Annotated in this window: 24 protein-coding genes; 16 read left to right on the top strand and 8 right to left on the bottom strand. The window is 67.6% G+C overall.

What is annotated here, in order from left to right; all coding sequences use genetic code 11:
* Positions 1-44 precede the first annotated feature (44 nt).
* Entirely contained in the window at positions 45-464 is a 420-nt protein-coding gene (locus AOZ06_RS29320) for a tautomerase family protein (protein ID WP_054292353.1), read from the bottom strand.
* A gap of 541 nt (positions 465-1,005) precedes the next feature.
* On the opposite strand from AOZ06_RS29320, the gene AOZ06_RS29315 reads away from it, so the two are divergent.
* Entirely contained in the window at positions 1,006-2,715 is a 1,710-nt protein-coding gene (locus tag AOZ06_RS29315) for a serine/threonine-protein kinase (protein WP_054292352.1), read from the top strand.
* Between the two features lie 48 nt (positions 2,716-2,763).
* Here AOZ06_RS29315 and AOZ06_RS29310 read toward each other — a convergent pair whose 3' ends face one another.
* From AOZ06_RS29310 to AOZ06_RS29295, 4 genes are all read right to left on the bottom strand, one after another.
* Positions 2,764-3,411, bottom strand: coding sequence for a hypothetical protein (locus AOZ06_RS29310; RefSeq protein WP_157233320.1), 648 nt, complete (start codon positions 3,409-3,411; stop codon positions 2,764-2,766).
* A gap of 8 nt (positions 3,412-3,419) precedes the next feature.
* Positions 3,420-4,874, bottom strand: a complete 1,455-nt coding sequence (locus tag AOZ06_RS29305; RefSeq protein WP_054292350.1) for an ATP-binding protein — start codon at positions 4,872-4,874, stop codon at positions 3,420-3,422.
* A gap of 636 nt (positions 4,875-5,510) precedes the next feature.
* The gene (locus tag AOZ06_RS29300; RefSeq protein ID WP_054292349.1) at positions 5,511-8,237 is read right to left on the bottom strand and encodes an ATP-binding protein; all 2,727 of its coding nucleotides are present in this window, start codon (positions 8,235-8,237) and stop codon (positions 5,511-5,513) included.
* A 134-nt stretch (positions 8,238-8,371) separates the two neighbouring features.
* Positions 8,372-10,081, bottom strand: coding sequence for a condensation domain-containing protein (locus tag AOZ06_RS29295; protein WP_083472011.1), 1,710 nt, complete (start codon positions 10,079-10,081; stop codon positions 8,372-8,374).
* Positions 10,082-10,225: 144 nt separating this feature from the next.
* Between AOZ06_RS29295 and AOZ06_RS29290 the strand changes: the two genes are divergently transcribed.
* The 11 genes from AOZ06_RS29290 (at position 10,226) to AOZ06_RS29240 (ending at position 19,209) form a co-directional block, all read left to right on the top strand.
* Positions 10,226-10,762 carry a GNAT family N-acetyltransferase gene (locus AOZ06_RS29290; RefSeq protein WP_225953285.1) on the top strand — a complete coding sequence of 179 codons (537 nt, stop codon included), beginning with the start codon at positions 10,226-10,228 and terminating at the stop codon, positions 10,760-10,762.
* A 96-nt stretch (positions 10,763-10,858) separates the two neighbouring features.
* Entirely contained in the window at positions 10,859-11,821 is a 963-nt protein-coding gene (locus AOZ06_RS29285) for a 3-oxoacyl-[acyl-carrier-protein] synthase III C-terminal domain-containing protein (protein WP_054292346.1), read from the top strand.
* Positions 11,818-13,110 carry a preATP grasp domain-containing protein gene (locus AOZ06_RS29280; protein ID WP_054292345.1) on the top strand — a complete coding sequence of 431 codons (1,293 nt, stop codon included), beginning with the start codon at positions 11,818-11,820 and terminating at the stop codon, positions 13,108-13,110. Before AOZ06_RS29285 ends, AOZ06_RS29280 begins: the two co-directional genes overlap by 4 nt.
* Entirely contained in the window at positions 13,107-14,366 is a 1,260-nt protein-coding gene (locus tag AOZ06_RS29275) for a type III PLP-dependent enzyme (RefSeq protein WP_054292344.1), read from the top strand. The genes AOZ06_RS29280 and AOZ06_RS29275 overlap by 4 nt, the downstream gene beginning before the upstream one ends.
* A 16-nt stretch (positions 14,367-14,382) precedes the next feature.
* Positions 14,383-14,640: an acyl carrier protein gene (locus AOZ06_RS29270; RefSeq protein WP_054292343.1), complete on the top strand. Its 258-nt coding sequence runs from the start codon at positions 14,383-14,385 to the stop codon at positions 14,638-14,640.
* A complete protein-coding gene (locus tag AOZ06_RS29265) occupies positions 14,640-15,431 on the top strand; it encodes a hypothetical protein (RefSeq protein WP_054292342.1) in 792 nt (263 codons plus the stop codon). Before AOZ06_RS29270 ends, AOZ06_RS29265 begins: the two co-directional genes overlap by 1 nt.
* Positions 15,428-15,976, top strand: coding sequence for a hypothetical protein (locus AOZ06_RS29260; protein WP_054292341.1), 549 nt, complete (start codon positions 15,428-15,430; stop codon positions 15,974-15,976). Before AOZ06_RS29265 ends, AOZ06_RS29260 begins: the two co-directional genes overlap by 4 nt.
* The gene (locus AOZ06_RS29255) at positions 15,973-17,136 is read left to right on the top strand and encodes an acyl-CoA dehydrogenase family protein (protein ID WP_054292340.1); all 1,164 of its coding nucleotides are present in this window, start codon (positions 15,973-15,975) and stop codon (positions 17,134-17,136) included. The genes AOZ06_RS29260 and AOZ06_RS29255 overlap by 4 nt, the downstream gene beginning before the upstream one ends.
* On the top strand, positions 17,133-17,501 hold the full coding sequence (locus AOZ06_RS29250; protein WP_054292339.1) for a holo-ACP synthase: 369 nt from the start codon (positions 17,133-17,135) through the stop codon (positions 17,499-17,501). Before AOZ06_RS29255 ends, AOZ06_RS29250 begins: the two co-directional genes overlap by 4 nt.
* A gap of 14 nt (positions 17,502-17,515) precedes the next feature.
* Entirely contained in the window at positions 17,516-18,460 is a 945-nt protein-coding gene (locus AOZ06_RS29245) for an ATP-binding cassette domain-containing protein (protein WP_054297002.1), read from the top strand.
* A complete protein-coding gene (locus tag AOZ06_RS29240) occupies positions 18,457-19,209 on the top strand; it encodes an ABC transporter permease (protein WP_054292338.1) in 753 nt (250 codons plus the stop codon). The genes AOZ06_RS29245 and AOZ06_RS29240 overlap by 4 nt, the downstream gene beginning before the upstream one ends.
* Before the next feature lie 698 nt (positions 19,210-19,907).
* On the opposite strand, the gene AOZ06_RS29235 is transcribed toward AOZ06_RS29240, so the two are convergent.
* Positions 19,908-20,309: a nuclear transport factor 2 family protein gene (locus AOZ06_RS29235; protein ID WP_054292337.1), complete on the bottom strand. Its 402-nt coding sequence runs from the start codon at positions 20,307-20,309 to the stop codon at positions 19,908-19,910.
* Between the two features lie 594 nt (positions 20,310-20,903).
* Here AOZ06_RS29235 and AOZ06_RS29230 point away from each other — a divergent pair.
* The 3 genes from AOZ06_RS29230 to AOZ06_RS29220 are packed head-to-tail and all read left to right on the top strand — an operon-like array spanning position 20,904 to position 22,464.
* Positions 20,904-21,359, top strand: a complete 456-nt coding sequence (locus AOZ06_RS29230; RefSeq protein ID WP_157233318.1) for a hypothetical protein — start codon at positions 20,904-20,906, stop codon at positions 21,357-21,359.
* Between the two features lie 56 nt (positions 21,360-21,415).
* The gene (locus tag AOZ06_RS56885) at positions 21,416-21,646 is read left to right on the top strand and encodes a hypothetical protein (protein WP_157233317.1); all 231 of its coding nucleotides are present in this window, start codon (positions 21,416-21,418) and stop codon (positions 21,644-21,646) included.
* 11 nt (positions 21,647-21,657) lie between these two features.
* On the top strand, positions 21,658-22,464 hold the full coding sequence (locus AOZ06_RS29220) for a class I SAM-dependent methyltransferase (RefSeq protein WP_054297001.1): 807 nt from the start codon (positions 21,658-21,660) through the stop codon (positions 22,462-22,464).
* Between the two features lie 192 nt (positions 22,465-22,656).
* Here the strand turns inward: AOZ06_RS29220 and AOZ06_RS29215 are convergent, their stop codons facing one another.
* Complete coding sequence (locus AOZ06_RS29215; RefSeq protein ID WP_054292334.1) at positions 22,657-23,139, bottom strand: MarR family winged helix-turn-helix transcriptional regulator; 483 nt, start codon at positions 23,137-23,139, stop codon at positions 22,657-22,659.
* Between the two features lie 105 nt (positions 23,140-23,244).
* Between AOZ06_RS29215 and AOZ06_RS29210 the strand changes: the two genes are divergently transcribed.
* Positions 23,245-24,237 (top strand): hypothetical protein, encoded by a 993-nt coding sequence (locus tag AOZ06_RS29210; protein ID WP_054292333.1) that lies wholly within the window; start codon positions 23,245-23,247, stop codon positions 24,235-24,237.
* Between the two features lie 89 nt (positions 24,238-24,326).
* On the opposite strand, the gene AOZ06_RS56880 is transcribed toward AOZ06_RS29210, so the two are convergent.
* The gene (locus AOZ06_RS56880; protein WP_157233316.1) at positions 24,327-24,818 is read right to left on the bottom strand and encodes a hypothetical protein; all 492 of its coding nucleotides are present in this window, start codon (positions 24,816-24,818) and stop codon (positions 24,327-24,329) included.
* Between the last annotated feature and the right edge of the window lie 60 nt (positions 24,819-24,878).

Raw genomic sequence — 24,878 nt, 5'->3', positions numbered from 1 at the left:
GGCCGCGATCACCACGGCTCAGGTTGTCCGAGGGCAAGTCGGGATCACGCCTCCGGTGGTGACCAGCCGTGCTTGCGGATCAGGTCCTCGTCGAGCAGTTGCGTCTTCCCGCCGCCCAAGGACCAGTCCTCCCGCCCGGTCTCGTGCAGCATGATCAGCACGTCGTCCGGTCGTACGCCGACTTCGGACAGGTTGGCCACGATCGTCTGGTAGAGCGCGAGTTTCATGTCACGGGTCCGCCCGTGGGTGAGCGTGATCTCCACTACCACCGGGTCGCGCCGATCACCGTCGAGGAAGTGGCGGTCTACGTGGAAGGCGGTGGCCGGTTGCGCGTCGACGATCAGGAACCGGTCGTCCGGGGGAACGCCGATGGCGCTGACCAGCGCGCTGCGCACGCCTTCGGCAACGGCCGCGCGCATCGGTTCGGGACGGTCTGAACTCAACGTGATCCGGACGAACGGCATGGGGACCCCCTCGGTGGTTACTTCGCCGATTGTCGTGACACCTTCAGTGTCAGGTAGCGGTCCGGCGGAGCAACAGTCAAGACGTGTAGATGAAGACCTGTAGGAGGCCTGGGTGTTGGTAAGCACCACCAGGCGGACTCAGGAAGGTGCGAGCGCGACAACCAGTACCTCGGTCGCGATGGCGTTCGGCCGCGCCAGCCGACCGCCGCTACTCGGGTAGCAGTTCGGCAACGTACTCCGCTTGTCCGTCATGGCGATAGCGCGGCCCACTTGGTAGCGGCTCACAAAGACGGCCTGGGGCCGAATCCGGACTGGGATCGAGGTGGCAAGGTCTGCGTGCGTTTGCGGGCACGGATGACGAACTGTGGCAGGCGGCGGCGAGGTCCGGCCCGCATGGCCCGGAAATGGCCTGGTCACCGGGAACCGGCCACAGGTGGCCGGTGACCAGACCTGGATTCCGGCTGTGCGGGCCGCGACGATGGGTGGGCTGGACCCGGTCGGTCCGGCTGGGTCAGCGCTTGCGTGGGGGAGGACTTCTGCTGTGGACGAGCCGCGCGTGGTGGCCGACCGCTATCGGCTGGTCAAGATGATCAACTGGGGTGGGATGGGGGTGGTGTGGCGGGCCGAGGACGTGCTGATCGGCCGGGAGGTGGCGGTCAAGGAGTTGCGTGCCCCGGTCGGCGTGTCGAAACCGCAGTGGCAGGAGTTCACCGAGCGGGCGTTGCGGGAGGCACGCTCCACCGGCCGGATCACCCATCCCGGCGTGGCGGGCATCTTCGACGTGGTGCTCGACGACGGCGCCGCCTATCTGATCATGGAACTGCTCGACGGCCTGGATCTCGCGCAGGTCATCGAGCAGGAGGGCCCGCTGGACGAATCGCGGGTCGTCGACATCGCCAGCCAGGTGCTCGACGCACTCGCGGCAGCGCACGCGGAGGACGTGGTGCACCGGGATGTCAAGCCGGGCAACATCATGGTGTTGCCGGACGGCACGGTCAAGCTGATCGACTTCGGCATCGCGCACGCGCTGGGCGAGACCCGGATGACGGTCAACGCCGTGATCGGGACACGGGCCTACATGGCGCCGGAGCTGTTCGCGAACGGCGAGATCACCGCGGCGGCCGACATGTGGTCGCTCGGTGTCACGCTGTATGCCGCGGTCAGCGGTGAGAGCCCCTTCCTGCGGGATTCCGAAGCGGCGACTCTCAGCGCGCTGCTGTTCGACCCCATTCCACCGCCGAGGTGCAAGTCCCCGCTCAAGGAGACGATCACCGCGCTGCTGACTCGTGAACCGGACAAGCGTGCCACCCTCGGTGGTGCGCTTGGCCTGTTGGCTGGCAGGCAGCTCAAGGCCACGGCGAAGCTCAGCACCACACCCGAGGTGGCGAAACCCGAGGTGTCGGCACCCGCAGTCGCGAAACCCAGGCTTCCCGTCGGCAGCGCCCCGGTGGGAACACCTGGGGGAAAGCCGCCATCGAGACAAGCCGGGGGATGGACTGTCGTCGTTGTCGTCGTGCTCTTGGTGCTCGTGGGCGTCCCGGAGGTGCGCGACAAGGTCGGCGACTTCTTCGACCGGGGCTCGGCCAAGACCGGGACCGGCGTGAGCACGCTGCCGACCGCCCAGAGCACTCCGACCGGCAGATACCCCCTCAGCCAGCCGGACACCAGGGACCGGATCACCACGACGACAAGGACAACGACGACGACAACCACGACGGACCCCGGCTCGCCCGACTCCGTCGCCAGGGACAAGACGCCGTTCACCGCCAACGCCCTGATGCCCGACTCGTACATCGACAGCAAGGACGTGAAGTACAAGGTTGCTGCCGGGGGAGTGCACGACTGCGTCCAGCGGGGCATGTCGCAGAACGTCAGGGACATTCTCAGCCGCGCCGGTTGCGCGCGTATGGTTACCGGCAGTTTTGTCGACTCCTCCGGCAAAATCCTCGTCTCGGTCCAGGTGTACGCCTTCGAGAACACAGCAGCCGCCGACGCGGTGTACGGACGGTTCGACGCCGCGTCGAGCCTGTCGTTCGGCTTGTGGTGCCCGTTGGACGGAACGGGCGCGGCGGCGTGCAAGGGAGATGATCGCAAAGCCACCCGATCGATCTACATCGGTCATCACCATAGGTACGTGTTCTCGGCGTATGCCCTGTACATCAACCTCACCAGCGAAGCCGGCGCCAAGCCGTGGCTGGACGCTGCCGCGAAAAGGGCTGTGAACGTCGTCGGTCCGCAGAACTATCGCTGACGACAACCAAATGGCCCGGCCGCTGGCTTCTACGTCACACTGCGCGGGCTAATTCGGCGCGGATGGGGTTGGTCGCGAGTTGTTGGCGAGGTGGTCTTGGAGAGTGGCGTGCCGGAATTGGTAGACGGGGCCGACTGTCCGGAGGATGTGTCGCGAGCGTGCGTCTTCGAGGAACCGGAGCAGGCGCACTGGTGTCCGGTACCGGGCGGCGAGGTAGAGCTGGCTGAGAGCGGCTCGGACCGTTTTCGACAGTGCCGCCCACACGGCGACGGCTATCGCGACTCCGATCAACACGCCGATGATGGCTTCCTCGATGCCGCGGTCGGGGCCGCCGATGACACCGCCCACCAGTCCGAACGCGATGGCCCCCGCGAGCCCGAACGTCAGCAGCAGCACGGGAGCGGTCGCCAGTTCCGCACGCCAGAGGTTCATCGGGGCGGGCGGGTTGGTGTCGTTGCGGCCTTGCTGGGCAAGGTGGTCCAGGAGACCGACTACCAGGCCGCCGACGAGGCCGATCGGGAGGCACACGGCGAGACCTCCGAGGTAGCCTTTGGCGACGCCGCCGGCGAATCCGCCCTGCGAGCCTGCCAGGAGCCCGAACCCGAGGCCGAGTGCGAGGCCCAGCAGAACTCCTCTTCGCAGGTTACGGGACTTGATCGACCCTCTCAGCGTGAGGGGGTACTTGGCGGCCGGCATCAAGAACTTCACCGCGATGGCGACGCCCGCGGAAACGCCAACAGCAACCACAGCAAATCGCCCGCGAGAACGGTGATCAGAGCGGCGGCGAGCAGCACTGCCGGGAGCGTGACGAGCATCGTCGGCGCCACGGATGCGACCACGCCGGACAACGGCGACCATGCGGTCACGCCCCACCAGGTGAAATCGCGGGTGCGGTTGAGTTTTCCCGCGATGACGCTGAGCGCCCGTCGTGCGATGGCCGGGTCGTAGCGGGACGGTCCATGGCCCGGCAACGGTGTGTAGGCCGCCGTGACCGCCTGGTCGAGAAGGTGCTGGGTGACTGCTTCGGAGTCAGTGAATCGGGTGGTGTCGAGCAGTTCGTCGACCTTGGCGTTCAGGCTTCCCAGCGGTGGGTAGACGTCGTGCAGGAGACTGACCCACAGCGGACTGGTGAGAGCTGCCTTGACGGGGCTGGAGCCGGCTTTCTCGACGGTCCTGGCGATTGCCTTCCACGCGGGTGGGACAGGAGCAGCGAGCGGGCCGAGCAGGTAGCTGGTGGTGGCTGCGGCGGTCAAGGGCTGCAGCCGCACGGCGACCGCGCCGACCAGGCCGTGTTGTCGTGCGGCGTCGAGCATCTCGTCCGTGCGGCTGAGCAGGATCATGCGAAAGGTGGCCTGGTTGGTGAGTGCTCGCAGCGCGACCGGCCGTAGCCTTTCGGGGATCTCGTCGAGACCGTCGAGGATGACGGTGATGTGCTGTGCCAGCAGTGCTCGTGCCTTGCGCACACCTGCCCGGCCGCGCAACAGGGGCACCAGCGTCAGCTTGCCGACCAACCAGTCCTCGACGGGAGTCCTGTCCGGATCCCAGCCGTGCAGAGTGACGATGACCGGGACCGGGATCTGCCTACGGTCCTGGGCGGTGGCCTGCTCGCGAAACCTCAATGCGTCGAGTTGCAGGAGCACCGCAGCTGAACTCTTGCCAGAGCCCGGTGGCCCGACGATGATCAGTCGTCCGGATGGAAGCGCCCCGTAGATCTTGTGTAGCTTCTCGCGGTTGCCTGAACGCAGGTCCGCCGCGGACACGCTGCCGAGTCCGGGAAGCGGTGGAAACCACGCATTGGCACCGCGAGGTGCTGTCGCCGCGGCGACGCTCCCCGTGATGCCCTTCGACACCCCCGCCCACCGGACCGGCAGGGGAGAAGGTTGCAGCAGGCCCCGTTCCGTCGCGGCCTTCTCGCCTTGGCTGCGCATGGCCACCGCGAACTGGTCGGCGAGTTCGTCGGGACTGGTCGACGTGGACGGCACGAACGTCCTCCAGAGCGCGGCGAGGCTGACCACGAGCCCGACCGCGGCCAGGACGAACTGCCCGTATGTGGACTCGTCACTCCGGACATCTGAGTTCAGGAAGGCGACCTCGAGGATCCACCAAAGCAGAGCAACCGCAAGCAAAGTCAGGCCGACAACCGAGCCCCATCGCCTCATCACAGCGGACCTATCGGTGAGCCCCCGGGTCGTATCACCACTCGAATGGCAGGTCACCCGAACGTACTAGACGAATCGAATGCGCAGGCTGACCTCGGGGAGCAGGGTGCTGGTCGCGGCGTTTCCGCAGTGGCCGATGCCGGCGTTCGTATCCGGCTGGCACATTGGAGGCCATTCTGGCGGATCGCCGCCGGGCCCAGCTTGACCACCGAGAGCTACCGGTGTCCTGCACGGACTCGCGCTTGACTCACCGGCCCTTGTTGACCATTGGCCAACGTTGTACGTCCGGGAGGACTCACTGCTCGAAGCGGTCAATGAGCGGCTGGGAGGACTGTCGGATCGGCGAGGGCTTCGGTGTCGCCGTAGAAGGCATAGGCGGTCTGTGTTGGGCATTGCCTCGGTGACCCGGCGGAGGTACCCACTGCCCACTGGCTCGTGCCCGTTGCCTCCGGTCGACTGCGAGCCGGTGGGATCGTTGCTGGTCTTGGTGGGCACGCCGAACACCTGTCCCGGTCAGTCACCGCGCCGTGCTCGGGGAGTTCCCGAACTCGTGCGTCGAACGGACCGCCGGTGACTGCCTGGTCAGCGGTGACCTGCCGGACCGGGACGTGTGGTGCGGGCCTGTGTCACCTGGCCTCACCGGCCCGCCAGCCGTTGGGCCACCCCGACCCGGGACTTCACCCCCAGCTTGGTGAACACGCGGGCCAGATGCCCTTCGACGGTCTTGCGGCTCAGGTACAGCCGGGCCGCGACCTCCTGGTTGGTCAGTCCGGTCGCGACGAGTTCCGCCACCTGGAGCTCCCGGCCGGACAGCGCTGCGACCGTCCCGATGGCGTCCGGCCGCCGTGGCCGCGGGGCGCGGGCGCCGAGCCGGGTCTCGGTCAGCCGGATCTGCGTCGACAACCACTGCGCGCGGCTGACGAGATACCCCTCTTTGGCGTGCCCGAGTTGCGACCGGGCCTGAGTCAACGACCGCAGTGCGGCGAGGTTCAACGCGACGAGTTCCTGTGACCGGGCCCGGTGCAGCGGCGCGGTGCTGAACGCCCGGACCGCCGCCTCGGCGTCATCCAGTGCCGCCTCGGGCTTCCGGCACGCGGTCAGCACCCGTGACCGCGCGTGCAGCGCCATTCCGATCTGGAACGGCAGGTCCAGGGCCACGGCGCTGTCCACGGCCGTGTCCGCGAGGACGAACGCCTCGTCGAACCGGCCGAGCTCGGCCTGGGCGATCGCGAGGTGACCACGCCAGCCGGGCAGCCCCCACGCGCTGGCGCCGCCGATGTGCGCGGTGATGTGCTCGACGCACGTTTCGTGGGCGCCGGAAGCGTTGTGTATCGCCGCGAGCGCCAGGTTGGTGTTCTCGGCCCACCACCGCGATTCCGGTGCGTTGACGGCCAGCTTCCTCGCCTGGCCCGGTCCGCACTGCCACAGCGTCGGGGCCAGCTCGACGCTGCAGGCGGTCGCGAGCATCTCCGTGCTGCCCATGGACTTCGCCAGCTCACGAGCCTCCTCCGCGCGCTGCCTCGCCCGCCCGAGTTGGCCGGCACGGTCGGCGACGGCGGCTTCGACGACCAGAAGTGCTGGAAGCACGTCGACTCGCCCGCTGCCCCGGGCCAAGTCGACACCGCGACGGACATGTCGTGCGGCATCGGCGTGCTGGTCGAGTTCCAGTTCGACCCAGGCCAGGGGTGGCAGTGCGTGGATGTACTCGCGCAGTTCCATGTCCGGCAGGCTGTCGATGAAGCCGACGGCGGTGGTCAGCCGTTCGCGTGCGGTGGCAGTGGCTCCGGATCGCAGCGATGCGAGGGCTGCCAACGTGAAACCGGTGGCGACCTGCCCGCGTTTGTCGACTTTGCTGCCGTACGAGATCGCCTCGAAGGCGTAGTGCACGCAGGTCTCGTGGTCGTCGGCGAGGATCGCGATCCCGGCCCGCTCCGCGGCCAGGCCGCCTGCCTCGTCCGGGTTGAGGTCCGTCGAGCGGTCGAATTCCGCTTCGAGCAGGGCTTTCGCCTCGTCGAATCGTCCCAGCAGGCGTTCGGTCGTCACGCAGTACCGGACGGCTCGCTCGCGGATCGGCCCGGCGTCGCCCAGCATGTCGTGCAGGATCCGGCGGCTGCGGGTCAGATCGCCGCTCAGGCCCAGCGCCCTGGCCAGCAGCAGTTCGATCCGCCGATCCGCGGCAGGCGCCACTTCCAACGCCCGTTCCAGCCACGCGGCCGCGGTCGCCGGAGCGGTGTCCATGGCCACGATCGCGGCATCCACCAGGATCTCCGCCGCGTCGGCATCGCCGAAGCGGGCGGCACGGGCGGCGTGGAATGCCCGCAGGGACAACGGACCACCGCACATCCGGAGGTACAGCTCGGCCTGCCGGTGGGCCCTGGTCCGCCACGTGATCCCGGCCGACTGGTACATCGCCGCCCGGACCAAGGGGTGGCGGAAGGAGAACTGGGCCCCTTCGAGGGTGAGAATGCCCAGAGTCACCAGCTCGTCGAGGCTGCCGAGGACCGTCACTTCGCTCAGCCCGGCGATGGTGACGATGACGTCCAGGTCCGCGGGAGATCCGGCGACCGCGGCCGCGTAGGCGACCTGTCGTTGAGTCTCGGTGAGGGCGCGCAAATCCGTCACCAGCAGGGCCCGCAGTGCGTCGGGCAAGGCTTCGGCCCCGACGAGCTCGGGATCGGCCAGCGACGTGATCGTGCGCCCGTCTAATCGGTCCAGTGCCCTGAGGTACAAGGGGTTTCCGCCGCTGGCGGTGAGCAGCAGCTTCCGTCGAAGCGGTGTCGCGTCCGGCACCAGGGCAGCGACATCGGCTGCCTGCAACGGACCTGGGGCGAGACGGGTGACCGGCAGCCGGGTCCGCGCGAGCACCGAGGGCAGCAACGGGGGGACCGACGCGCTCTGGTAGGCGAAAGCGATCAGCACCGGCGTCCGGAAGTGACTGCCCGCGAGGTGCTCGAGCAGTTCGAGGGACATCGGGTCGGCGAGGTGAAGATCGTCGAGCACGACGGCGAACCCGCTCTGCGCCGCTGCTTTCGCCACCTCATGGACCACCGTTGCGTACAGAGAATGTCTGGGCAGTTCGGTGGGTGCGGTCAATCCAATTCGTTCGAACAGCTCGGAAAATGCGACGAATGACGGTTGGCTCCCGTATTTCGGGATGCGTGCCGACATTACGGTGATGCCTCTTGACTCGGCGCGGGACACGAGTTCGTCGAGCAGCCTGGTCTTGCCGATTCCCGGTTCGCCCTGGATGTCGACGACCTGCGGCTGTCCGGTCAGCAAGGCCTCGATGACCTCGTCGAGCGCGGCAAGTTCGGCATCGCGGCCGGTCAGCCGGATGTCCTCCCGTGGTCTGGAAACGCGCATGAGACCCCCAAACCCCTGGGCTGAACGGTGAGACCGGACAAAAATCGGCGGCACAATGCTAAGCCAATCGGTCAGCCGGGCGCGTGCAGCGATCGGCCGAACCAGCCGCTACTCCAACGAGGTCATCACAAATGTCATTCTCCGGTGCCGAATGAGCGGCCGGAACCTTGCCGGACAACGGGCCGGCTTCGCCATGCCGCGTGATCACCGGCATCCGTGGGCGGACTGGCGCAGATCACGTACCGATGCGGGCACATCACGCTGAACTGCCCGGCGAGTTCCGCCATGCAGGCGGCGTGGAGTGCTTCCGGCGTCAGGTCACCGCTCGTGTAGGCGACAAGCCGGTCATCTTCGACGAAGACCTTCCCGTTGAACGGGTCGAGCAGCACCCGCTGGACGGCCGCGAGGTCGACCCAGCACGAGTCGATCAGGTGCCAGTCGGCGCTGCGCGGGACGGCCCTGATCCCGGTCAGGTCCGGCACCTCGGCCACGCGCAGGGGAGTGGTCGCCTCGGTCACCAGCAGTCGTTCCACGCCGAGCAGGAACTGCTGGACCTGTGCGGCCGGGAGGAACCGCGTGTCGGCGTAGAGCCGGATGTCGACCTCCTCGTCGGAGATCCCCGCCAGCGTCAGGAAGAACGCCGCGGGCAGCTCCCGGTCGTCGGCGAACTCCAGCCGGGTCTGCTTGGTGGCTTGAGCGAGCTCGGCAGCGTCCACTGTGGATGAATCGATCCGGCGCAGGTCGGAGTGCACACCGGTGTCATTGAAAACGCAGTCGCGGTGGAACTGGGTGCCGCGTTCGGCGGACACCGCGTCGATGATCGCCCACAGGTCGGCCGAGTCGAACTGCGCGTACCGGTAGGCGTTCATCGTGGCTGCCTGGATGTGCCGGACCACGCCGGCGAACGTCGCCGCCGGGTCGAGGGTGAACGGGACCAGGGCGTCCTGGGCGATGGTGCCCGCGTAGTCCCGCCAACCGGTGCGGAACCTGTTGCCGCAGACCGACACAAGGCCGTTGGACGCACTTCCTGTGAACACCGCGAGCAGAGTCGCGCTCGCCGCGAAGATCACGGTCGAATGACTGACGCTGTTACGTGCCACGACCGTTCGCAGTGCCTGCGCGATCGCGCGGGACCGCATCCGTACTTCGCAGTGCCCCGGGGAGCCGTCGGGGTGGGCTGGAACCGCGAACATCGCCTGCGGAACACGTCGTAACTGTGTTTCCCAGTAACGCAAAGCGGACCGGATGCGGCGCTCGCCTGCCTCGGAGCGTTCCCAGCGTGCTTGGTCGACAGGCTGGTGGCCAACGACACCAGGTGCCCAGCTGTCCCGCCCGCCGTCGAGCAGCTGCGCGCATTGCTGCCCGACGATCGCCGCGCCGGCGACGTCCACCGCGATGTGCGAGAACACGAACACGACCAGGAACGGCTCGTTGTCCCTGGTCACGGCGGTGATCCTGACCGGGAGGCCGGTCGTGAGGCCGAACGGCTCGGCCAGCATGCGGGACACCAGATCGCGGACGAACGCGTACGGTTCGCCTTGGACCTCGCTGATCTCGACGCTGACTTCGCCGTCACCGATCACGCGCTGAACGGGATCGGGCCCGGCGGTGAACGTCGTGCGCAACGACTCGTGCCGGACGAGCAGCAGCCGGACCACGTCGGCGATCTCGTAAAGGTCGGTTCCTGGCGGGACTTCGGCGAACGCGGGCACCGAGTCGGAGCGGTGCGAGGGGTCCTTGCCGATCCAGCGCAGGACATTGCGCTGCCCCAGGGTGACTGGGCCGGTGCGCGCGCCGGGTACGTGGAACCGGACCGGCACGGACGTCATGCTCGCCGAAGTCATGGACTAGACCATAGGCAGTCGGCGAGTGGTCGAGCATGGGGGAAAACCCGTGCTTTCGCGCCCGGGTAGTGACGGAAAACCTGTGAGGCGTCACGATTCGCACACACGTGAGCCGAAAGCAGAGGTGATGGGAACGTGCGCGCGATGTCGATGCGCCGCTGTGCCGCCTCCGGGACGACCGGGCTGGTCGATGCCGTCGTCCGGATGCACGCCGAGATCTACGCGGAACCGAGGTTCGGCGGTGATCCCTACTTCGCCGACCGCTCGTTCCGCGACCGGTTGATGATCGGGTTGCGCCAGCCGGGTTTCGAGTTGCTGCTGGCGGAGCTGGCCGGAGAGCCCGCCGGGTGTTTCTACGGCTGGGCGTTGCCGAGCTACACGCGTTGGTGGACGCCGCTCAAGGACACCCTGCCTTCCGGGATGACCGCGGAGACCGGCGACCGCACGGTTTTCATCCAGGAGATCATGGTCAGGGCACCGTGGCGCGGGCGGGGAATCGCCCGGCGGATGCACGACGACTTCCTCACCGGGCGCAGCGAGGAGCGGGCACTGCTCTGCGTGCAGCCGGACAACGAGCCGGCCAGGTCCGCGTATCTGCGATGGGGCTGGGAGTGGGTGGCCACCACGCGGTTCGGCGCGCAGAGCCCGGTTTTCGACTGTCTGGTCAAACCCTTGCGGTGAGGGAGAAATCAAGGGTTTGCCCGCATGTTCGTCTGCGGCACGGCCGGATAGCTTCGTTCTCGTCGCCAGATCCGCCGGCCGGAAGGCAGAGAGTCCATGCCCGTGCTGACCACAGTGGAACGGATCGAGGCGTTCGCGCCGGCGAAGGCGGTGCCGATCGAGACGTTCGCCGAGCCGCTCGGCCTGAATCGGCACCAGCTCAAGATGTTCCGCCGGGTGCACGGGTTCGACGAGGTCCGCGAGGGCGCGGACGTCGACCTGTTCGATCTGGTCGCCGCGCCCGGCCGCACTGTGCTGGACTCGATCCCGGACCGGGCCGCAGTGCGCTACGTCATCTACGCCCACACGGTGCTGGATGTGGCACCCGCGCACATCGACGCCGCGGACGAGATCCGGCAACGACTGGGACTGTCCAATGCGGAGCACTTCGCCATCACGAACCAGTACTGTGCGAGTGGGTTCGCGGCTGTGGACATCGCAGGCGAGCTGCTGCGTTCCGACCCGGACCCGGCGGCCCGGGCGCTGGTGGTGATGGGCGAGAAGCCGTTCACCCCGATGGTCCGGCTGGTGGCCAACACCACCGTGGTCGGGGAGGCGTCCGCGGCCTGCCTTGTCGGCCTCGGCGATGGCAGCGAGGGCGACGTGATCCGGTCCTACGCCACCAACACGGTCGGCCTGTTCCGGCAAGGCGTGCGGCTGCCGCCGGAGGCGTTGAAGGAGTTCAACGACAGCTACGTCGACCTGTTGGTCCCGGTGATGCGGGAGGCGGTCGAACAGGCCGGAGTGGACCTGGACGACATCACGATGGTGGTGCCGCACAACGTCAGCAGGCTGCTGTGGCTGCGCACCATCGCGACGCTCGGAATGGAGCGGGACCGGGTCTACCTGGACACGATCCCGCGCTACAGCCACTGCTGCTGCACCGATCCCTTCCTCAATTTCGTCTCGTTGCGGGACGAAGGCCGTCTGCGCGACGGCGGCCTGTACCTGCTGACCGCGGTCGGCCTCGGCGCCACGTACGCGGCCATGGTCGTCGAACACCACCGGAGGCCGATGTGACCAGATACCAGCAAGAACTCAAGCGGGCACTGACCGGCAGCCCGGAGACGCCCCTGGTCTTCGTCTGCAACTTCGAGGTCGAGGAGAAATGGGCCGTCGGCCACGTCGGCCTGCCCGGCCCGGCACCCGCGGCCAGCCCGGTGGTGCGCCGGATGGAGGACCTGGGCGCGCTGCTGGCAGGCCCGGACGACTTCCTCGTCCTGTCCGAGCCGTTGGATCCGGACTACCGAGCCTACGCCGAGGGCCTGGGCTTCGGACTGCCGACCGTGCTGCTGGCGGACGACCCCGCCTTGCCGGACCGGCTGGCGGAGGTCGCCAGGGCGGGCGGCCGGGTACTGCCGATGGGCGTCTCCGAACAGGAGCAGGCGCTGGCGCAGTCTGCCGGGCTGCCGTTGGCCGTACCGGACGCGGACGTGTTCGAACGCGTGAACAGCAAGATCTACAGCCGGACCATCACCGCCGAGGCAGGATTGCGGGAGGTCCCGGGGCACTCGTGCACCTCTGTCGGCGAGTTCGCGGACGTTCTGGCGAGCTACCAGCTGAGCCGCGAGAACCGCATCGTGGTCAAGGACGCGTATGGCGTGTCCGGCAAGGGCCTGGTGGTCCTCGACTCCGCGGCGAGGGCAACCGGCCTGCTGCGCATGGTCCGGCGGCGGGCTGAGCGGACCGGCGACGAACGGCTGCACGTCGTGGTCGAGGAGTGGGTGCCGAAGCGGTTCGACCTGAACTACCAGCTGACCATCTCGGCCGACGGCGCGACCACGTTCGACTTCGTCAAGCAGGCGCTGACCGAACGCGGCGTCCACAAGGGACATCTCATGCCCGCCGAGCTGGAACCCGGCCACGTCGCGGAGCTCCGGCACGCGACCGGGGTGATCGGCGCCAGGCTGTATGCCGACGGCTTCACCGGTGTCGCGGGAATCGACGCGATCCTCGGCGCCGACGGCACGCTCTACCCGGTTCTGGAGATCAACGCCCGGCTGAACATGTCCACCTACCAGTGCGCCGTCACCGAGATCTACCGGAGGCCGTTCGCGCTGGCCAAGCACTACACGTTGCGGCTCACGGCCGCGTGCGAGTTCGTCGACGTGCACAAGGCGGTGCAGCCGTTCGACGACCTGGTGATCACCTGCTTCGGCACGGTCAACGCCAACGCCGCCGTCGAACCGCCGTTCGAGGGACGCCTGTACGTGATGTTGTTCGCCGACAGCCGTGCCGGGCTCACCGCACTGGACACCGAGGTCACCGCGGCGCTCGAGCGGCTGCCCCATTGCCTGGAGGTCAGATGACAGAGGAATTCACCGTACAGGGACACCGGATCAGCGACCTGGCCGAGCGTTTCGGCACGCCGATGTACCTCTACGACGGCGATGTCCTCCGTGACGTCTACACGAACCTGCGCGGCGGCCTGCACCCCGGTGTGGACATCTTCTACTCGGCCAAGGCGAACCCGAACGTGAGCATCTGCGCGGTGTTGCGCTCACTCGGCGCCGGTATCGAAGTGTCCTCCCTGACCGAGCTGATCACCGCCCGCAAAGCCGGAGCCGGTCCACAGGAGATCATCTTCCTCGGCCCCGGCAAGTCCGCGGCCGAACTCGACGCGTGCCTTGAGCACGGGATCCACGCCATCGTCTGCGAATCGCTCGACGAACTGACCACACTGGACGCGCTGAAGCCGCCGGCGGACGTGCGGGTGCTGCTGCGGGTCAACCCGGCGTTCACCGCCAAGGGAGCGCTGCTCTCGATGGGCGGCAAACCACGTCAGTTCGGCATCGACGAAGCCGCTGTGCGAGGGTCGGCGGACCTGCTGAAGTCCTTGAAACACGTACGGCCCAGCGGTGTGCACGCCTACATGGGGACCCGGATCCTCAAGGCCGAGAGCATCGTCGAGAACACCCGCGGCATCCTCGCGATGGCCGGCGAGCTGTCCTCGGCGCTCGGTTTCCCGCTGGACACCGTGGACATCGGCGGTGGCCTCGGCGTGCCGTACTTCGAGAACGAGAAGGACCTGGACCTGGCCGAGACCGTGACCGGGGTGAACGCGGCCGTCCAGGACTTCCTCGAGCGACGGCCGGGGACCCGGATCATCACCGAACTGGGCCGCTACCTCGTGGGCTGGTCGGGGACCTACGTCACCCGGGCCCGGTACGTCAAGGAGTCCATGGGCGAGTGGTTCGTGGTCGCGGACGGCGGCACGAACCACCACATGGCCGCGGTCGGCATCGGCAGCTTCGTCAAGCGCAACTTCCCGATCCGCTCGCTCACCCGGTACAACGAACCCGCGGTCCAGCAGTACAACATCACCGGGCCGCTGTGTACGCCCAATGACGTCGTGGGCAAGTCCGTTGCCCTGCCGCAAGTGCGTCCCGGCGACCTGCTCGGTGTGCAGCGGTCCGGTGCGTACGGGCCGACCGCGTCACCCGTGCACTTCCTCAGCCACGGCTATCCGGCCGAAGTCCTCGTGCTCGACGGCGAGGCACACCTGATCCGCAGCCCGGACACCGCCGACGACCTGCTTGCCCGCCAGCACCTGATCTCGCTGTGAGGAAAGGACAACCCCGATGAACCGGACCGACCTGATCAAGGCGATCTCCGTCGCGCTCGCCGAGGTGATGCAGCGCGAATACCCCGACCTGGCCGAGGACACCCGGCTGTTCGAGGACCTGCACCTGGACTCGACGTCGATCCTGACCCTGCTGATGGCGCTGGAGGACGCGGTCGGCATCGAGGTCGACCCGGAGAACCTGGTGATGGACAGCTTCCGGACGGTCGGGACACTGGCCGACTACCTGGAGGCCAACCGCGAAGTCACGGTCTGATGCCGCTGACCGTCCAGGCAGCCGCGGCTTTCGTCGCGGACTACCGCAACCCGTACGAACACGACGACGAACTGATCACCTGGCAGCGGGACCTGCTCTCCCCGTTCGGGGTGCCGTTCGACGAGACGCTGCTGGCCCAGGGGCCGAACATCGGCTTCTCCGAGCTGGCCGAGCAGGCGCTGCGGGCGATGCCGGCCGCGGTGGGCCGGCCGGACATGGTGATCGTCACCTACGGCATGCCGGACTGGTACCCGTTCAAGACCATCTCCGCGTACCTGGACTACCTGCTCGGCGGCGGATCCACCAACTTCGGCGTGTCCGATCAAGGCTTGCGCGCACCGTTCACGGCCTTGCGCATCGGCGAGGCCTACGCCCGGTCGGGCCGCTGCGAGACCTTGGCGCTGTTCGTGGTCGACCAGACCACGTTCGGCTACGAGGTCCCGCTCGTGCAGGACCTGCAGGATTCCGGCGTGTTCCTGCTGTTCGGCCCAGCAGGCTCGCTGGAGTTGTCGGAGCTGCGCAGCGGCACGGATGTCGTGGAGCTGCTCGGTGACCCCGGCGACGACACGCTGGTTGTCGCCGGCCCGTGGATCGACGCCGACAAGCTCGACAGGTTCACGGTCCACCAGGTCCCGGCTGGCTCGTACTGCACGAGCGTGTGGCTGGCACTGGCCGAGCACCACCAGGAATGGGCAGATCGGTATCAGTCGGTCGTGCTCTGCGACACCGACCCACGCACCGGTCGCAGCGAGATCGCGGTACTGCGGCCGTCAAGGGAGGCGAACGAGTGAGCATCACCCTGACAGCACCGCCGAGCACCCGCTACGCGGCCGTGCTGGACGCCCTGCACGAGAAGGTCAGCCCGGGCGGGCTGGTCGTGTCCTCGACCGGCATCGTCCTGGCGTCACCGCAGGTGCTGCCGGACGCGCCGGTGCGGTTCGGCCTGGCGGTGTCACGCGGCACGCCTGCCGACCCGGCGACCCTGGCCCGGTTCACCGGCGAACTGCTCGCCGCACACCGGGATCTGCTCCGCCGCACGGTCGACCACGCGATCCGGCACCTGGAGTCGCGGACCTCAGCGGGAACCACCCTGCTGGCCAAGCAGATGGTGCAGGGCAACCTCGCCGACATCGCGCTGGAGCTGACCGAGAACACCGTCCTGGCCGGGCTTGGCCTGGACAGCAAGGACACCCGGTGGCGGTCGCACAGCTCGCTCGTCACGACCGGACGCGCCTTGCTGAAGCTCCTGGGTGCCAGCGGGTTCCTGTCCGACGGGCCTGCCGGTGAGCTGCACCAGGCCGAGATCGCGGGCAACGTCTACCAAGGAGAGAGATGACCGAGCTGCCTGGCGCACGCCTCGATGACCGGCTTCGCAGGCTGGATCGCAGATGCCGGGAAGTCGCGCAGGAGCTGCGGCCGGTCGGGATGGCCCTGGACGCCGACCCGGATTCCGTGACCGAGTTCCTGCACCTGCCCGCCTTCCAGCTGCTGCAACAGGCCTTCACGCCCAAGGAGTACTGGAGCGGCGGGGATCTGCTCGGCGTGGAGGTGTCCGGCTCCGCACTGGACTGGGCTGTCATCCTCGAGGCCATCTCGTACGGCGACCCGGGTGCCATCCTGGCCAACTACGGACCCGGCCTGTCCAGGGACCTGATCATCGCACTGGGCGATCAGGACCAGCGTGACCTGTTCTTCGGCAGGCTGGCCGAACGTCCGACGTGGACGTTCTTCGGCCTGACCGAGCCGTTCAAGGGCTCAGCGGCCCTGGAACTGGAGTCGTCGCTCACCGCCGACGGCGACAGCTGGCTGCTCAACGGCGACAAGCGGTACGTCGGCAACGGCGCCCGCGCGCAGATGGGTGTGGTGTTCGCCCGCCGCGCGCCCGGCCCGTGGGGGATCGAGGCGGTGTTGATCGATACGTCCGATCCGGGCTTCAGCGGTGCACTGCTGCCGATGATGGGCCTGAGAGGCGCCCGGATCAGCCGGCTGCACTTCGACGACGTCGTGGTGCCGCCGGATCGGGTCCTGGGCAGGCACCGCCCGCCGAGCAGGCGCGGCCTGTACGGCGCTTTGCAGGCCCTGCACAGGTTCCGCCCCGGGCTGGGCGCGATGACGCTCGGTGTGGTGCAGGCGGTCTGCGACTACGTGCGGGCCGAACTGCCGTCGCTGCCGCCCGAGGGCCGGTACAGGCTGGACGCGATCCTGGACCGGACGGCCGTCACCCGCCGGATGGTGCACGACGTGTCGGCCGAGATCGACGCGGGGATCGTGAACACCCACCGGATCGGCGCGGTGAAGATGCGTGCCGCGCAACTCGGTGAGGACGCCACGCTGCTGGCCGCCGAACTGCTCGGGCCGGGATCGCTGATCGAGCACCCGTGGCTGGAGAAGGCGTACCGGGACGTGCGTGGCTTCGAGTTCATGGAAGGCACCAGCAACTTGCACCGGCTCTCGGTTTTCCAGGGCCTGCTGCGCAACGACTACTTCGCGGCATGAAACTCGGCATCGACCTGCTGGCCGCGGGTGAACTCGACCGGCTCACCGCCCGCCCGTGGTTCATGAGGTTCATGTACTCGCCGTCCGAGGCCGACACGGCGGGCACGTTGGCCGACGACAGGCGCCGGGAGTTCCTCGCCGGTCGGTTCGCCGCGAAGGAAGCCGTGCTGAAGGTGCTGGGCACCGGGTTGTTCCAAGGCGTCGAACCACGGGACATCTCGTTGTCCCGCAGCGATTCCGGTGCACCGTCGGTCGCATTGTCCGGTACCGCCCTGGCAGCCGCCGGTGTGGCGGGCGTGTCCCAGGTGGCGGTGTCGATCACTCACAAGCAGGACCTGGTCGCTGCCGTGGCCATCGGCTGGTAGGAGCAACTATGTCGATCATCTTCGCGCGAGGGCTGGCCCGCACCTTCCGCACCCGCGACCGCGAGGTGACCGCGGTGCGCGGCGTCGACATCGACGTCGAGCCCGGCGAGATCGTCGGCTTCCTCGGGCCCAACGGCGCGGGCAAGACCACCACCCTGCGCATGCTGACCACGTTGCTGCGCCCCACTTCCGGCACGGCCACGGTCGCGGGCGCGGACCTGTTGACCGACCCGGTCGAGGTCCGCCGCCGGATCGGGTACGTGGCACAGTCCGGCGGCACCGACCCGAACACGCGGGTCGGCAAGGAACTCGTGTACCAGGCCGAGTTCTACGGAGCATCCCGTGCCGAAGCCGTCCGCCGCACGGGTGAGGTCTGCTCGATGCTCGACCTGGCGGAGCTGACGGAACGTCAGGTGAAGACCCTGTCCGGCGGGCAACGACGGCGGATGGACATCGCGCTCGGGCTCATCCACGCGCCCCGGCTGGTGTTCCTCGACGAACCGAGCGTCGGCCTCGACCCGCAAAGCCGCAGCACACTCTGGGAGCACATCCGCAGGCTGCGTGCCGAGGCCGCCACGACGATCTTCCTGACCACGCACTACCTGGACGAGGCCGACGCGCTGTGCGACCGGATCCTGGTGATGGACGGCGGCCGGATCGTCGCGACGGACACCCCGGACGGCCTGAAAGGCCGGTACGCGGGGGATGCGGTCACCTTCGGCGTCGCCGGGGACGCCGAGTTCGCCCGTGTCCTGCTGGCGGATCACCCCGCGGTTCAGGAGTCGGCAGTGGATGAAACCGGCCTGCGGCTGACGGTGTTCGACGGCGCCCGGCAGCTGCCGGAACTCATGGCGGTGCTGAACTCCGCAGGGATGCGGGTGGTCTCCGTGCAGCTGGCCAGGCCGACCCTGGACGACGTGTTCCTGACGCTCACGCAACCGGTGAAGGGGACGGCATGAAGCTGATCCGGGATGTCCTGCTGGTGTTCCGCAGGCAGTTCGGCCTGGTGCTGATGTCGCGGTTCTGGATCGTGATCGGCCTCGCCCAGCCGGTGATGTACCTGGTCTTCTTCGGCCCGCTCGTGCAGAGCGCCCTGCCAGGGGAGAACGGCGGCTGGCAGATGTTCGTGCCGGGCCTGCTCGTCCAACTGGGACTGTTCGGCTCGGCGTTCGTCGGCTTCAACGTGATCTCCGACGTGCGGTCCGGTGTGCTGGAACGCATGCGCGTCACACCCGTGAGCAGGCTCGCCCTGCTGATGGGCCGTGTCCTGAGGGACGTGGTGGTCCTGGTCTCGCAGTCGATCGTGCTGCTGATCGTGGCCACAGTCGCATTCGGACTGCGCGCGCCCGTCGGCGGCATCCTGCTGGGCCTGCTTCTGCTGGCGTTGCTCGTGGTGGCGCTGGCCTCGTTGTCCTACACCGCAGGCCTGTCGACCAAACACGAGGACGCTTTCGCGCCGCTGCTCAACTTCGTGACAGTGCCGTTGCTCCTGCTGTCCGGCGTACTGCTGCCGATGTCGCTGGCCCCGGGCTGGCTGGACGTGATCTCCCGTCTCAACCCGCTGCGCTACGTCGTCGACGGCATCCGTGGCGCGTTCCTGGGGCAGTTCACGTCCGACGTCCTGGCCATCGGCCTCGTCGCCGCGGTGGCGCTGGCTGTGGTCTCCATCTCGATCGGCTCGTACACCTTCATGCGGGAGAACCACTAGGTCCGGGTGAGCTTCGTTTCCTTGGTAGTCAGCAAGAATCCCAGGGGGCAGCGGGGTGAGGGGAACTGAACTGGCATCGGTGGAGACTTAGGTTGCCGGACCTGGTGGCCGTCTGACCGCCCGAAAGGGGTGCGAATTGACAGGCTTGTTCCTGCGGAGGGGTTCGTGGCAACCACTCCACGACGACGCCCTGTTCATCAGATACCGACTTCGCCCACACCGACAACCACAGATCCGTAACCAGCATGCCGCCCACTCAGATCCGACAACTCCCTCCAGACCCATGTCATCCAGCCCCAAAGGCACATCGTTCTCGAACTAGCCGGATTTGCCCGAACGTGTGAAACACCCGGTGGGCGAGCACCGCGTAGGTGGATCGAGCGACGCGCAACAACCGATGACATTCGGCAGGTTGTGATAACTCGTCCTCATCGACACCTCGATGTCCAGCGTCCTACGCGTTCACACCGAAACGGCGGCCGACCGCAGTAGCGCCCCCAACCTCCGACTCATCAACCTCGACACCCGGCACCGCCTGCGGGCAGGAGTTGGCCGACGCCGTCAACACAGCACCGACCGCCCGGCCTCGACCAGATCCAGAGCACCTCGCCAGAACTCCGGCGGACAAGGCTTCGGCACGGCCAACGGGCTCTTTCCACAAGATCGTCAAACCGCGTCTCTCCTCACCATCGTGCCCGTCAAACGGGGGCAACACCATCCATGATTCCGGTGGCTTGTGAAAACCGACAGCGCCACCGGCCGTCAGCGCCGATCGCGTAGACGTCGATGTGCTGACATTCGTGGGCAGGGATCTCGGCACCGTCGACTCGTACTTCAATGAGACATCGATAGCGCAGTACCGCCAAGGTGTTCGACACAAGGGCATCGATGTCCGACGTCGCCGCAAGCCGGTCATAGACCACCTGGCCTGTGGCCAGACGCTGCACGTACTCAGCCTTGCCCCACACAGTGCCGGTGGGGTTGCACAACTGGTAGGCATCGTCGTGCAACGTGTCCAACTCTGCTGTGTCGGCCGCGAGCAGCGCCTCGATGCGCCGTTGTTCCAACTCCCTGAGCCGTGCGACAAGATCTGTCGACATGCTTTCCGACCTCCAGTCAGGCTTTGTCTGACGGATGCTATCGGTGTTCGGGTCACGCCCCTGTGATGCTGTCGGCCATGGTCGAAGCAGCCCGCGTTGTCCCGTTAAACGGGCGAAGCCGAAGTCCGGCTCGACGTACGACCGAACCCTTTCGGGCGTTGGACCCACTCCCCTTGTCGGCCCCGAGCCAGTCAAACACTGCTCGGCGACTGGGCCACGCAACGGCGCCCCGAAACGGCCACACGCCGCGCCCTGGCAAGTCGGTGCGTCGCCGACCGATCTCCGCGGACACCGTCGGAGAAATCCGCATCAGCACCGCCCGCTCCCGACAGCTGGTGACGACGGTCCGGACCGACTCGCGTACTCGAACGAGATCCGTTCCCGTCATGACGCTCATGGGACCGCGACGTTCTCTACCTCCGAGGACTCAACTCGTCCAGCACCGGTATCCCCGATCGACAGCGTCGTTGATGCCCGCTCATACAACTGACCGAGCCCAGGGCCGATCAACCACAACGTCCGCTTCCGCCGATGAGCGGTTGTCGGCAGTCGGGTCAGAACTCCAGGTAGACGGCTGTTGCGAGGCTCGTGGTCGTGAGTGCCTTGGCCACGTCCGGTTTCAGCAGCGGCGAGACCTCCTCGGGGGTGGTGCGTGACGGTCGGCTCGGGCACGCGGTGGCGGCGGTGTTGGAGGTGGCCGAGCACGCGGACGGGCAGGAGGCGGTCCTCGCCCGGTTGCGTCGTGGCCCGTCGGTGCTGGTGCTGGACAACCGCGAGCACCTGCCCGACGCGGTCGCCGAGTTCGTCGAGCGAATCCTGGCCGCGAGCCCGGTGACGATCCTCGCGACCAGCCGGGAGCGGCTCGGGCGGTCCGGCGAGTTGGTTCACGCGGTCGCGCCGCTGCCGTTGGGCTCGGACGCCGAGGAGTTGTTCCGCGACCGCGTGGTTCGACGCGGCGAAGACCGCACCTGGAGGTCAGCAGGTCAAGATGATCCTCGCCCGAACCACCACCCGGCGCCACGGACCGCAACACAGAAAGGTCAACCATGACGGCCCCAGCTGACACCCGCGTTTCGCTATCTCATGCCCTCGGCCATGCTGGCCGCGTGATCGCCGCCATCCGGCCCGAGCAGGCGAGGCTGCCCACCCCTTGCCGGTCCTGGGATGTGCGGGATCGCACACACCGCTTTCCCGGCGGTGAGGTCATCGGCGACCGGCGATTTCGCGGTGACGAAGCCGACGGATTCCACGTCGCCCCCGAGGTCGTCGTGCCCGGTGATGCGCTCCTGCACGATCGCTTTGCCGCGTTCAACGGCCGCAGCCCGAGCTCACGATGACGGACCCCACGATGGACTCCACTCCGGACGATGCCGACGAGCGCCGGGCATTGCTCGCGCGTGCGTGGGACGAGGCGGCGCCGCGGTACGAGCAGTACTTCGTACCGCGGTTCACCCCGTGGGTGGCCTCGGCCGTGGCGACCATCGCCGGTGCGACACTGCCCGCCGGGCCGATTCTGGTGCCGTGCTGCGGCACCTTCCCGGAATTACCCGCATTGCGCAACAGCCATCCTCGGCGCGAGATCATCGGTATCGACCTTTCCCCCGAAATGGTGCGATGGGCGCGGCAGCGTGCCACCGGGCTGCCGCGAGTCCGGGTCGTCGTGGGTGATGCCACCACGCTACGTCCGCAATGGACAAATGTGGCGGCAGGCATCGTCTCCGTCTTCGGTCTGCAACAGCTTCCCGATCCCGCCAGCGCGTTGGCCGACTGGATCGGCACCGTGCGGCCCGGTGGCCGGCTCTCGGTGATGTTCTGGCCCAGCGAAAGCGAAACCGACGGCCCGTTCGCGCTGCTGCGCCGGCTGCTCGCCGGGCGGCGCCCGCCACCCGATGACGCCTGGCAGAACCGGCTCGGTGAGGTCATCACCGCCGCCGGCGCAACGGTCGAGCGTGAGGAATACCTGACCTACCCGATGCACCACCCCGACGCGGCAACCTTCTGGACCGCCATCACCGACGGTGGATCGCTCCGCGCGCTCAGCATCATGCGCGGGAAAACCTTCATGCGCGCCCTGCGCCAGGAATTCCTCGACCTGGCGCCACCCGAGCCCTGGCACCACTCACCACGGGCGCAATGGATTGTGGCGCAACGCTGAACTTGCTGCCGGTATTACCCGCACCGGCGGACTCACGTACCCACGCGTTCAATTCGTCCTACAGCGTCCATCGAGTGCACCGCCGTACTTCTGACATGGTCGCACGGGTGGCCCTTGCCGAGCACTACCTCAGCGACGTTGCGGGGGCCGCGCTCGGTGTTTGCGCCGTTGGTTTCCTGGGTGCGGCAGCGGTCAAGCGTTGGTGGGCTCGTCCGGGAGTCCCCCGACCTCGGCTCGGGTGAACTGGTGTGCCTTGCTGAACAGGTCAAGCAGCACTGCCAGCTCCGTTTCTCCGTAACCGGCGAGGAGTCGTCGCCACGCTTGGCCGAGCGAGGCGAAGATCGAGGGTGGCCCGTCACCGCTCATCCCGGTCGCGGTGACTGTCACACGGCGCCGGTCACCAGGATCCCGGTCCCGGTTGACGTAACCCCGCTCCTCGAGCCGGTCGATGACGTGGGTCATGGCCCCGCTGGACAGGCCGAGCACCTCGGCCAGCTTGCCCGGAGTGGACGGTCCGGTCAGGTAGAGCAGGCTCAGGCACCCCAGGTCGGTGGTGGTCAGGCCGGACTGGTGTGCCGCCTGCTGGCTGAAGAGCACAGTCCCGATGATCGTCATGCGTGCCTCGTGCGCCGCGGCTTCGACGAGCTCCGCGTGTTTGCTTGACCTGGTTGACATCCAGCCGTCACCCCGCCCATACTCAAAATACCTGTAGAAATGCAGATACTTACTAGATGCAGATACGTACGGCAGTGTACGCGGTCGGTCAGGCTCGGGGGGAACATGCGAAAGACTGCGCGGACGGTCGAGGTCCGGCCGCCGTGGACGACGAAGACCGCCGTCGTGGCGACCTTGTCGGCCGCTGGACTGTTCCTGGTGGGGATGGTCGTCGAGCTGGTCGGAGGTGGACGTGCGACCACCGTCGGCTGGCCTGTGGTGTGGGCGTCGTCGATGGCTTTCTTCGCCACGATGACGTGGCGCGGCAGGCACTGGGGGCGAGTGCTGCTCGCGGTGCAGGCAGGCCTGACCTGGCTGTTGTCGGCGCAGCTCATCTTCACCCAACCCAGCATCATCGACGCCGTCGCGCGGCCGGACCTCGTCGTGGACATCGCACTGGTCAGCGCCATCGTGCAGACACTCGGTGCCGCGACGGCTTTCCTGTCACCAGGCAACGCTTACACCAAGCAGGCCGGTGACAGTGCACGGCTCATGTCGCGTCGGCTGCGCAAAGCAGTGCTGACTGTGCATGTCATCGGGTCGGTGGCGTGGCTGGGGATCATCACGTTGCAGTCCACCTTGGCCGCGGTCGCGCGCACCGTCGGCGACGACGTCGCCTTGCTGCGCTCGTTGTACGAGGCCCAATACTTGGTCGACAACCTGTTCCTCGGCAAAACGTCCTTTGTGGCCTTGTTCAGCGGCCTGGCGCTCGCACTCGGTACGCCGTGGTGCTTGATGCGTCACCACTGGGTGGTCGTCAAACTCGGGCTCACCGTCGTGGTCATGGTTCTGCCGATTCTCGCGTACCACCCAGTGCTGGACCATGGCTACGCGTTGGTGCTGGAAGGCCGGACGGCATCGGAGATCAACTCGGCCCTCGGGTTCTGGGGGCTGCTGCCCGCCAGCGGGATGTCGCCGCTGATGTTGCTCACGGCGGCTGTGTTGTCGATGTACAAGCCGTGGGGCCGGACTCCGCTCGGGCGCAGGGAAAGCACCCGGGTGAAAGAGCGCTTTCCGCGAACCCGCCCCGAGCCGGCCCTGAGCCCGCGGGACCGCTGACAGATCGACTGGCACTCCAGCCGCACTTCGTGATGACCGTTGACTCCATCGCGCTGGTCAGCTGCCCTGACCTGCCAGGCGGCCCAGGACTAGCGGACTCGGTAGTACATCCGCGCCACTGGCACCGGCTGCGGAACCCGGCTATGAACCGACTCCATCCCGTTGATCACCAGCCCGTCCTTGATCGGTCGCCCGTCCCAACCAGCAGGGGCATTTCGATCAAGGACTTCGCCGTTCATCGCAACGCGGAAGGCACTGGTACAACCCGGTACAAGCCCCTTCCAGCGGCACGCCCAGCGGAACCTGGAACCGCCGAATAAGACCAGCAACGTTCCGAGACGAGCCACTAGAAAACGCGCGCCGCGAAGCTGTACTGCGGTCTCAGAATGCATGCCGTGGTGCGGGAAGTGGTTCAAGTACTGGCGCACGAGGGCGTGACGGCCACGGTAGCCGCGTGCGGTGATCTCAGTGAGCAGGACAGCGGCGTTGGTGCATCCGGTGTTCCGGCTGGTGTAGGTAGGGCGTGAACGGCTCAAGGACGCTGGTTCGACATCCGGTCCCGTTGCGATGGTGAATCTCATTGCGGGCATAATGGTGCCCGGTTTCTCGACGGTCGGCTGACGCCGAGGCAGTGCTCAGCG

It is taken from the genome of Kibdelosporangium phytohabitans, from assembly GCF_001302585.1.
Classification (GTDB): domain Bacteria; phylum Actinomycetota; class Actinomycetes; order Mycobacteriales; family Pseudonocardiaceae; genus Kibdelosporangium; species Kibdelosporangium phytohabitans.
Note: the sequence above shows the minus strand (reverse complement) of the source record. Positions and strands in the feature narration are given on the sequence as shown.

Bases quoted from the DNA above. Each gene is read 5' to 3' on its own strand.
- AOZ06_RS29310 (WP_157233320.1), bottom strand. From the start codon at position 3,411: ATGCCGGCCGCCAAGTACCCCCTCACGCTGAGAGGGTCGATCAAGTCC.
- AOZ06_RS29305 (WP_054292350.1), bottom strand. From the start codon at position 4,874: ATGAGGCGATGGGGCTCGGTTGTCGGCCTGACTTTGCTTGCGGTTGCT.
- AOZ06_RS29210 (WP_054292333.1), top strand. From the start codon at position 23,245: ATGCGAAAGACTGCGCGGACGGTCGAGGTCCGGCCGCCGTGGACGACG.
- AOZ06_RS29285 (WP_054292346.1), top strand. From the start codon at position 10,859: ATGCCCGTGCTGACCACAGTGGAACGGATCGAGGCGTTCGCGCCGGCG.
- AOZ06_RS29250 (WP_054292339.1), top strand. From the start codon at position 17,133: ATGAAACTCGGCATCGACCTGCTGGCCGCGGGTGAACTCGACCGGCTC.
- AOZ06_RS29255 (WP_054292340.1), top strand. From the start codon at position 15,973: ATGACCGAGCTGCCTGGCGCACGCCTCGATGACCGGCTTCGCAGGCTG.
- AOZ06_RS29220 (WP_054297001.1), top strand. From the start codon at position 21,658: ATGGACTCCACTCCGGACGATGCCGACGAGCGCCGGGCATTGCTCGCG.
- AOZ06_RS29295 (WP_083472011.1), bottom strand. From the start codon at position 10,081: ATGACTTCGGCGAGCATGACGTCCGTGCCGGTCCGGTTCCACGTACCC.
- AOZ06_RS29275 (WP_054292344.1), top strand. From the start codon at position 13,107: ATGACAGAGGAATTCACCGTACAGGGACACCGGATCAGCGACCTGGCC.
- AOZ06_RS29265 (WP_054292342.1), top strand. From the start codon at position 14,640: ATGCCGCTGACCGTCCAGGCAGCCGCGGCTTTCGTCGCGGACTACCGC.
- AOZ06_RS29300 (WP_054292349.1), bottom strand. From the start codon at position 8,237: ATGCGCGTTTCCAGACCACGGGAGGACATCCGGCTGACCGGCCGCGAT.
- AOZ06_RS29270 (WP_054292343.1), top strand. From the start codon at position 14,383: ATGAACCGGACCGACCTGATCAAGGCGATCTCCGTCGCGCTCGCCGAG.
- AOZ06_RS29320 (WP_054292353.1), bottom strand. From the start codon at position 464: ATGCCGTTCGTCCGGATCACGTTGAGTTCAGACCGTCCCGAACCGATG.
- AOZ06_RS56880 (WP_157233316.1), bottom strand. From the start codon at position 24,818: ATGAGATTCACCATCGCAACGGGACCGGATGTCGAACCAGCGTCCTTG.
- AOZ06_RS29215 (WP_054292334.1), bottom strand. From the start codon at position 23,139: ATGTCAACCAGGTCAAGCAAACACGCGGAGCTCGTCGAAGCCGCGGCG.
- AOZ06_RS29290 (WP_225953285.1), top strand. From the start codon at position 10,226: ATGTCGATGCGCCGCTGTGCCGCCTCCGGGACGACCGGGCTGGTCGAT.
- AOZ06_RS29235 (WP_054292337.1), bottom strand. From the start codon at position 20,309: ATGTCGACAGATCTTGTCGCACGGCTCAGGGAGTTGGAACAACGGCGC.
- AOZ06_RS29240 (WP_054292338.1), top strand. From the start codon at position 18,457: ATGAAGCTGATCCGGGATGTCCTGCTGGTGTTCCGCAGGCAGTTCGGC.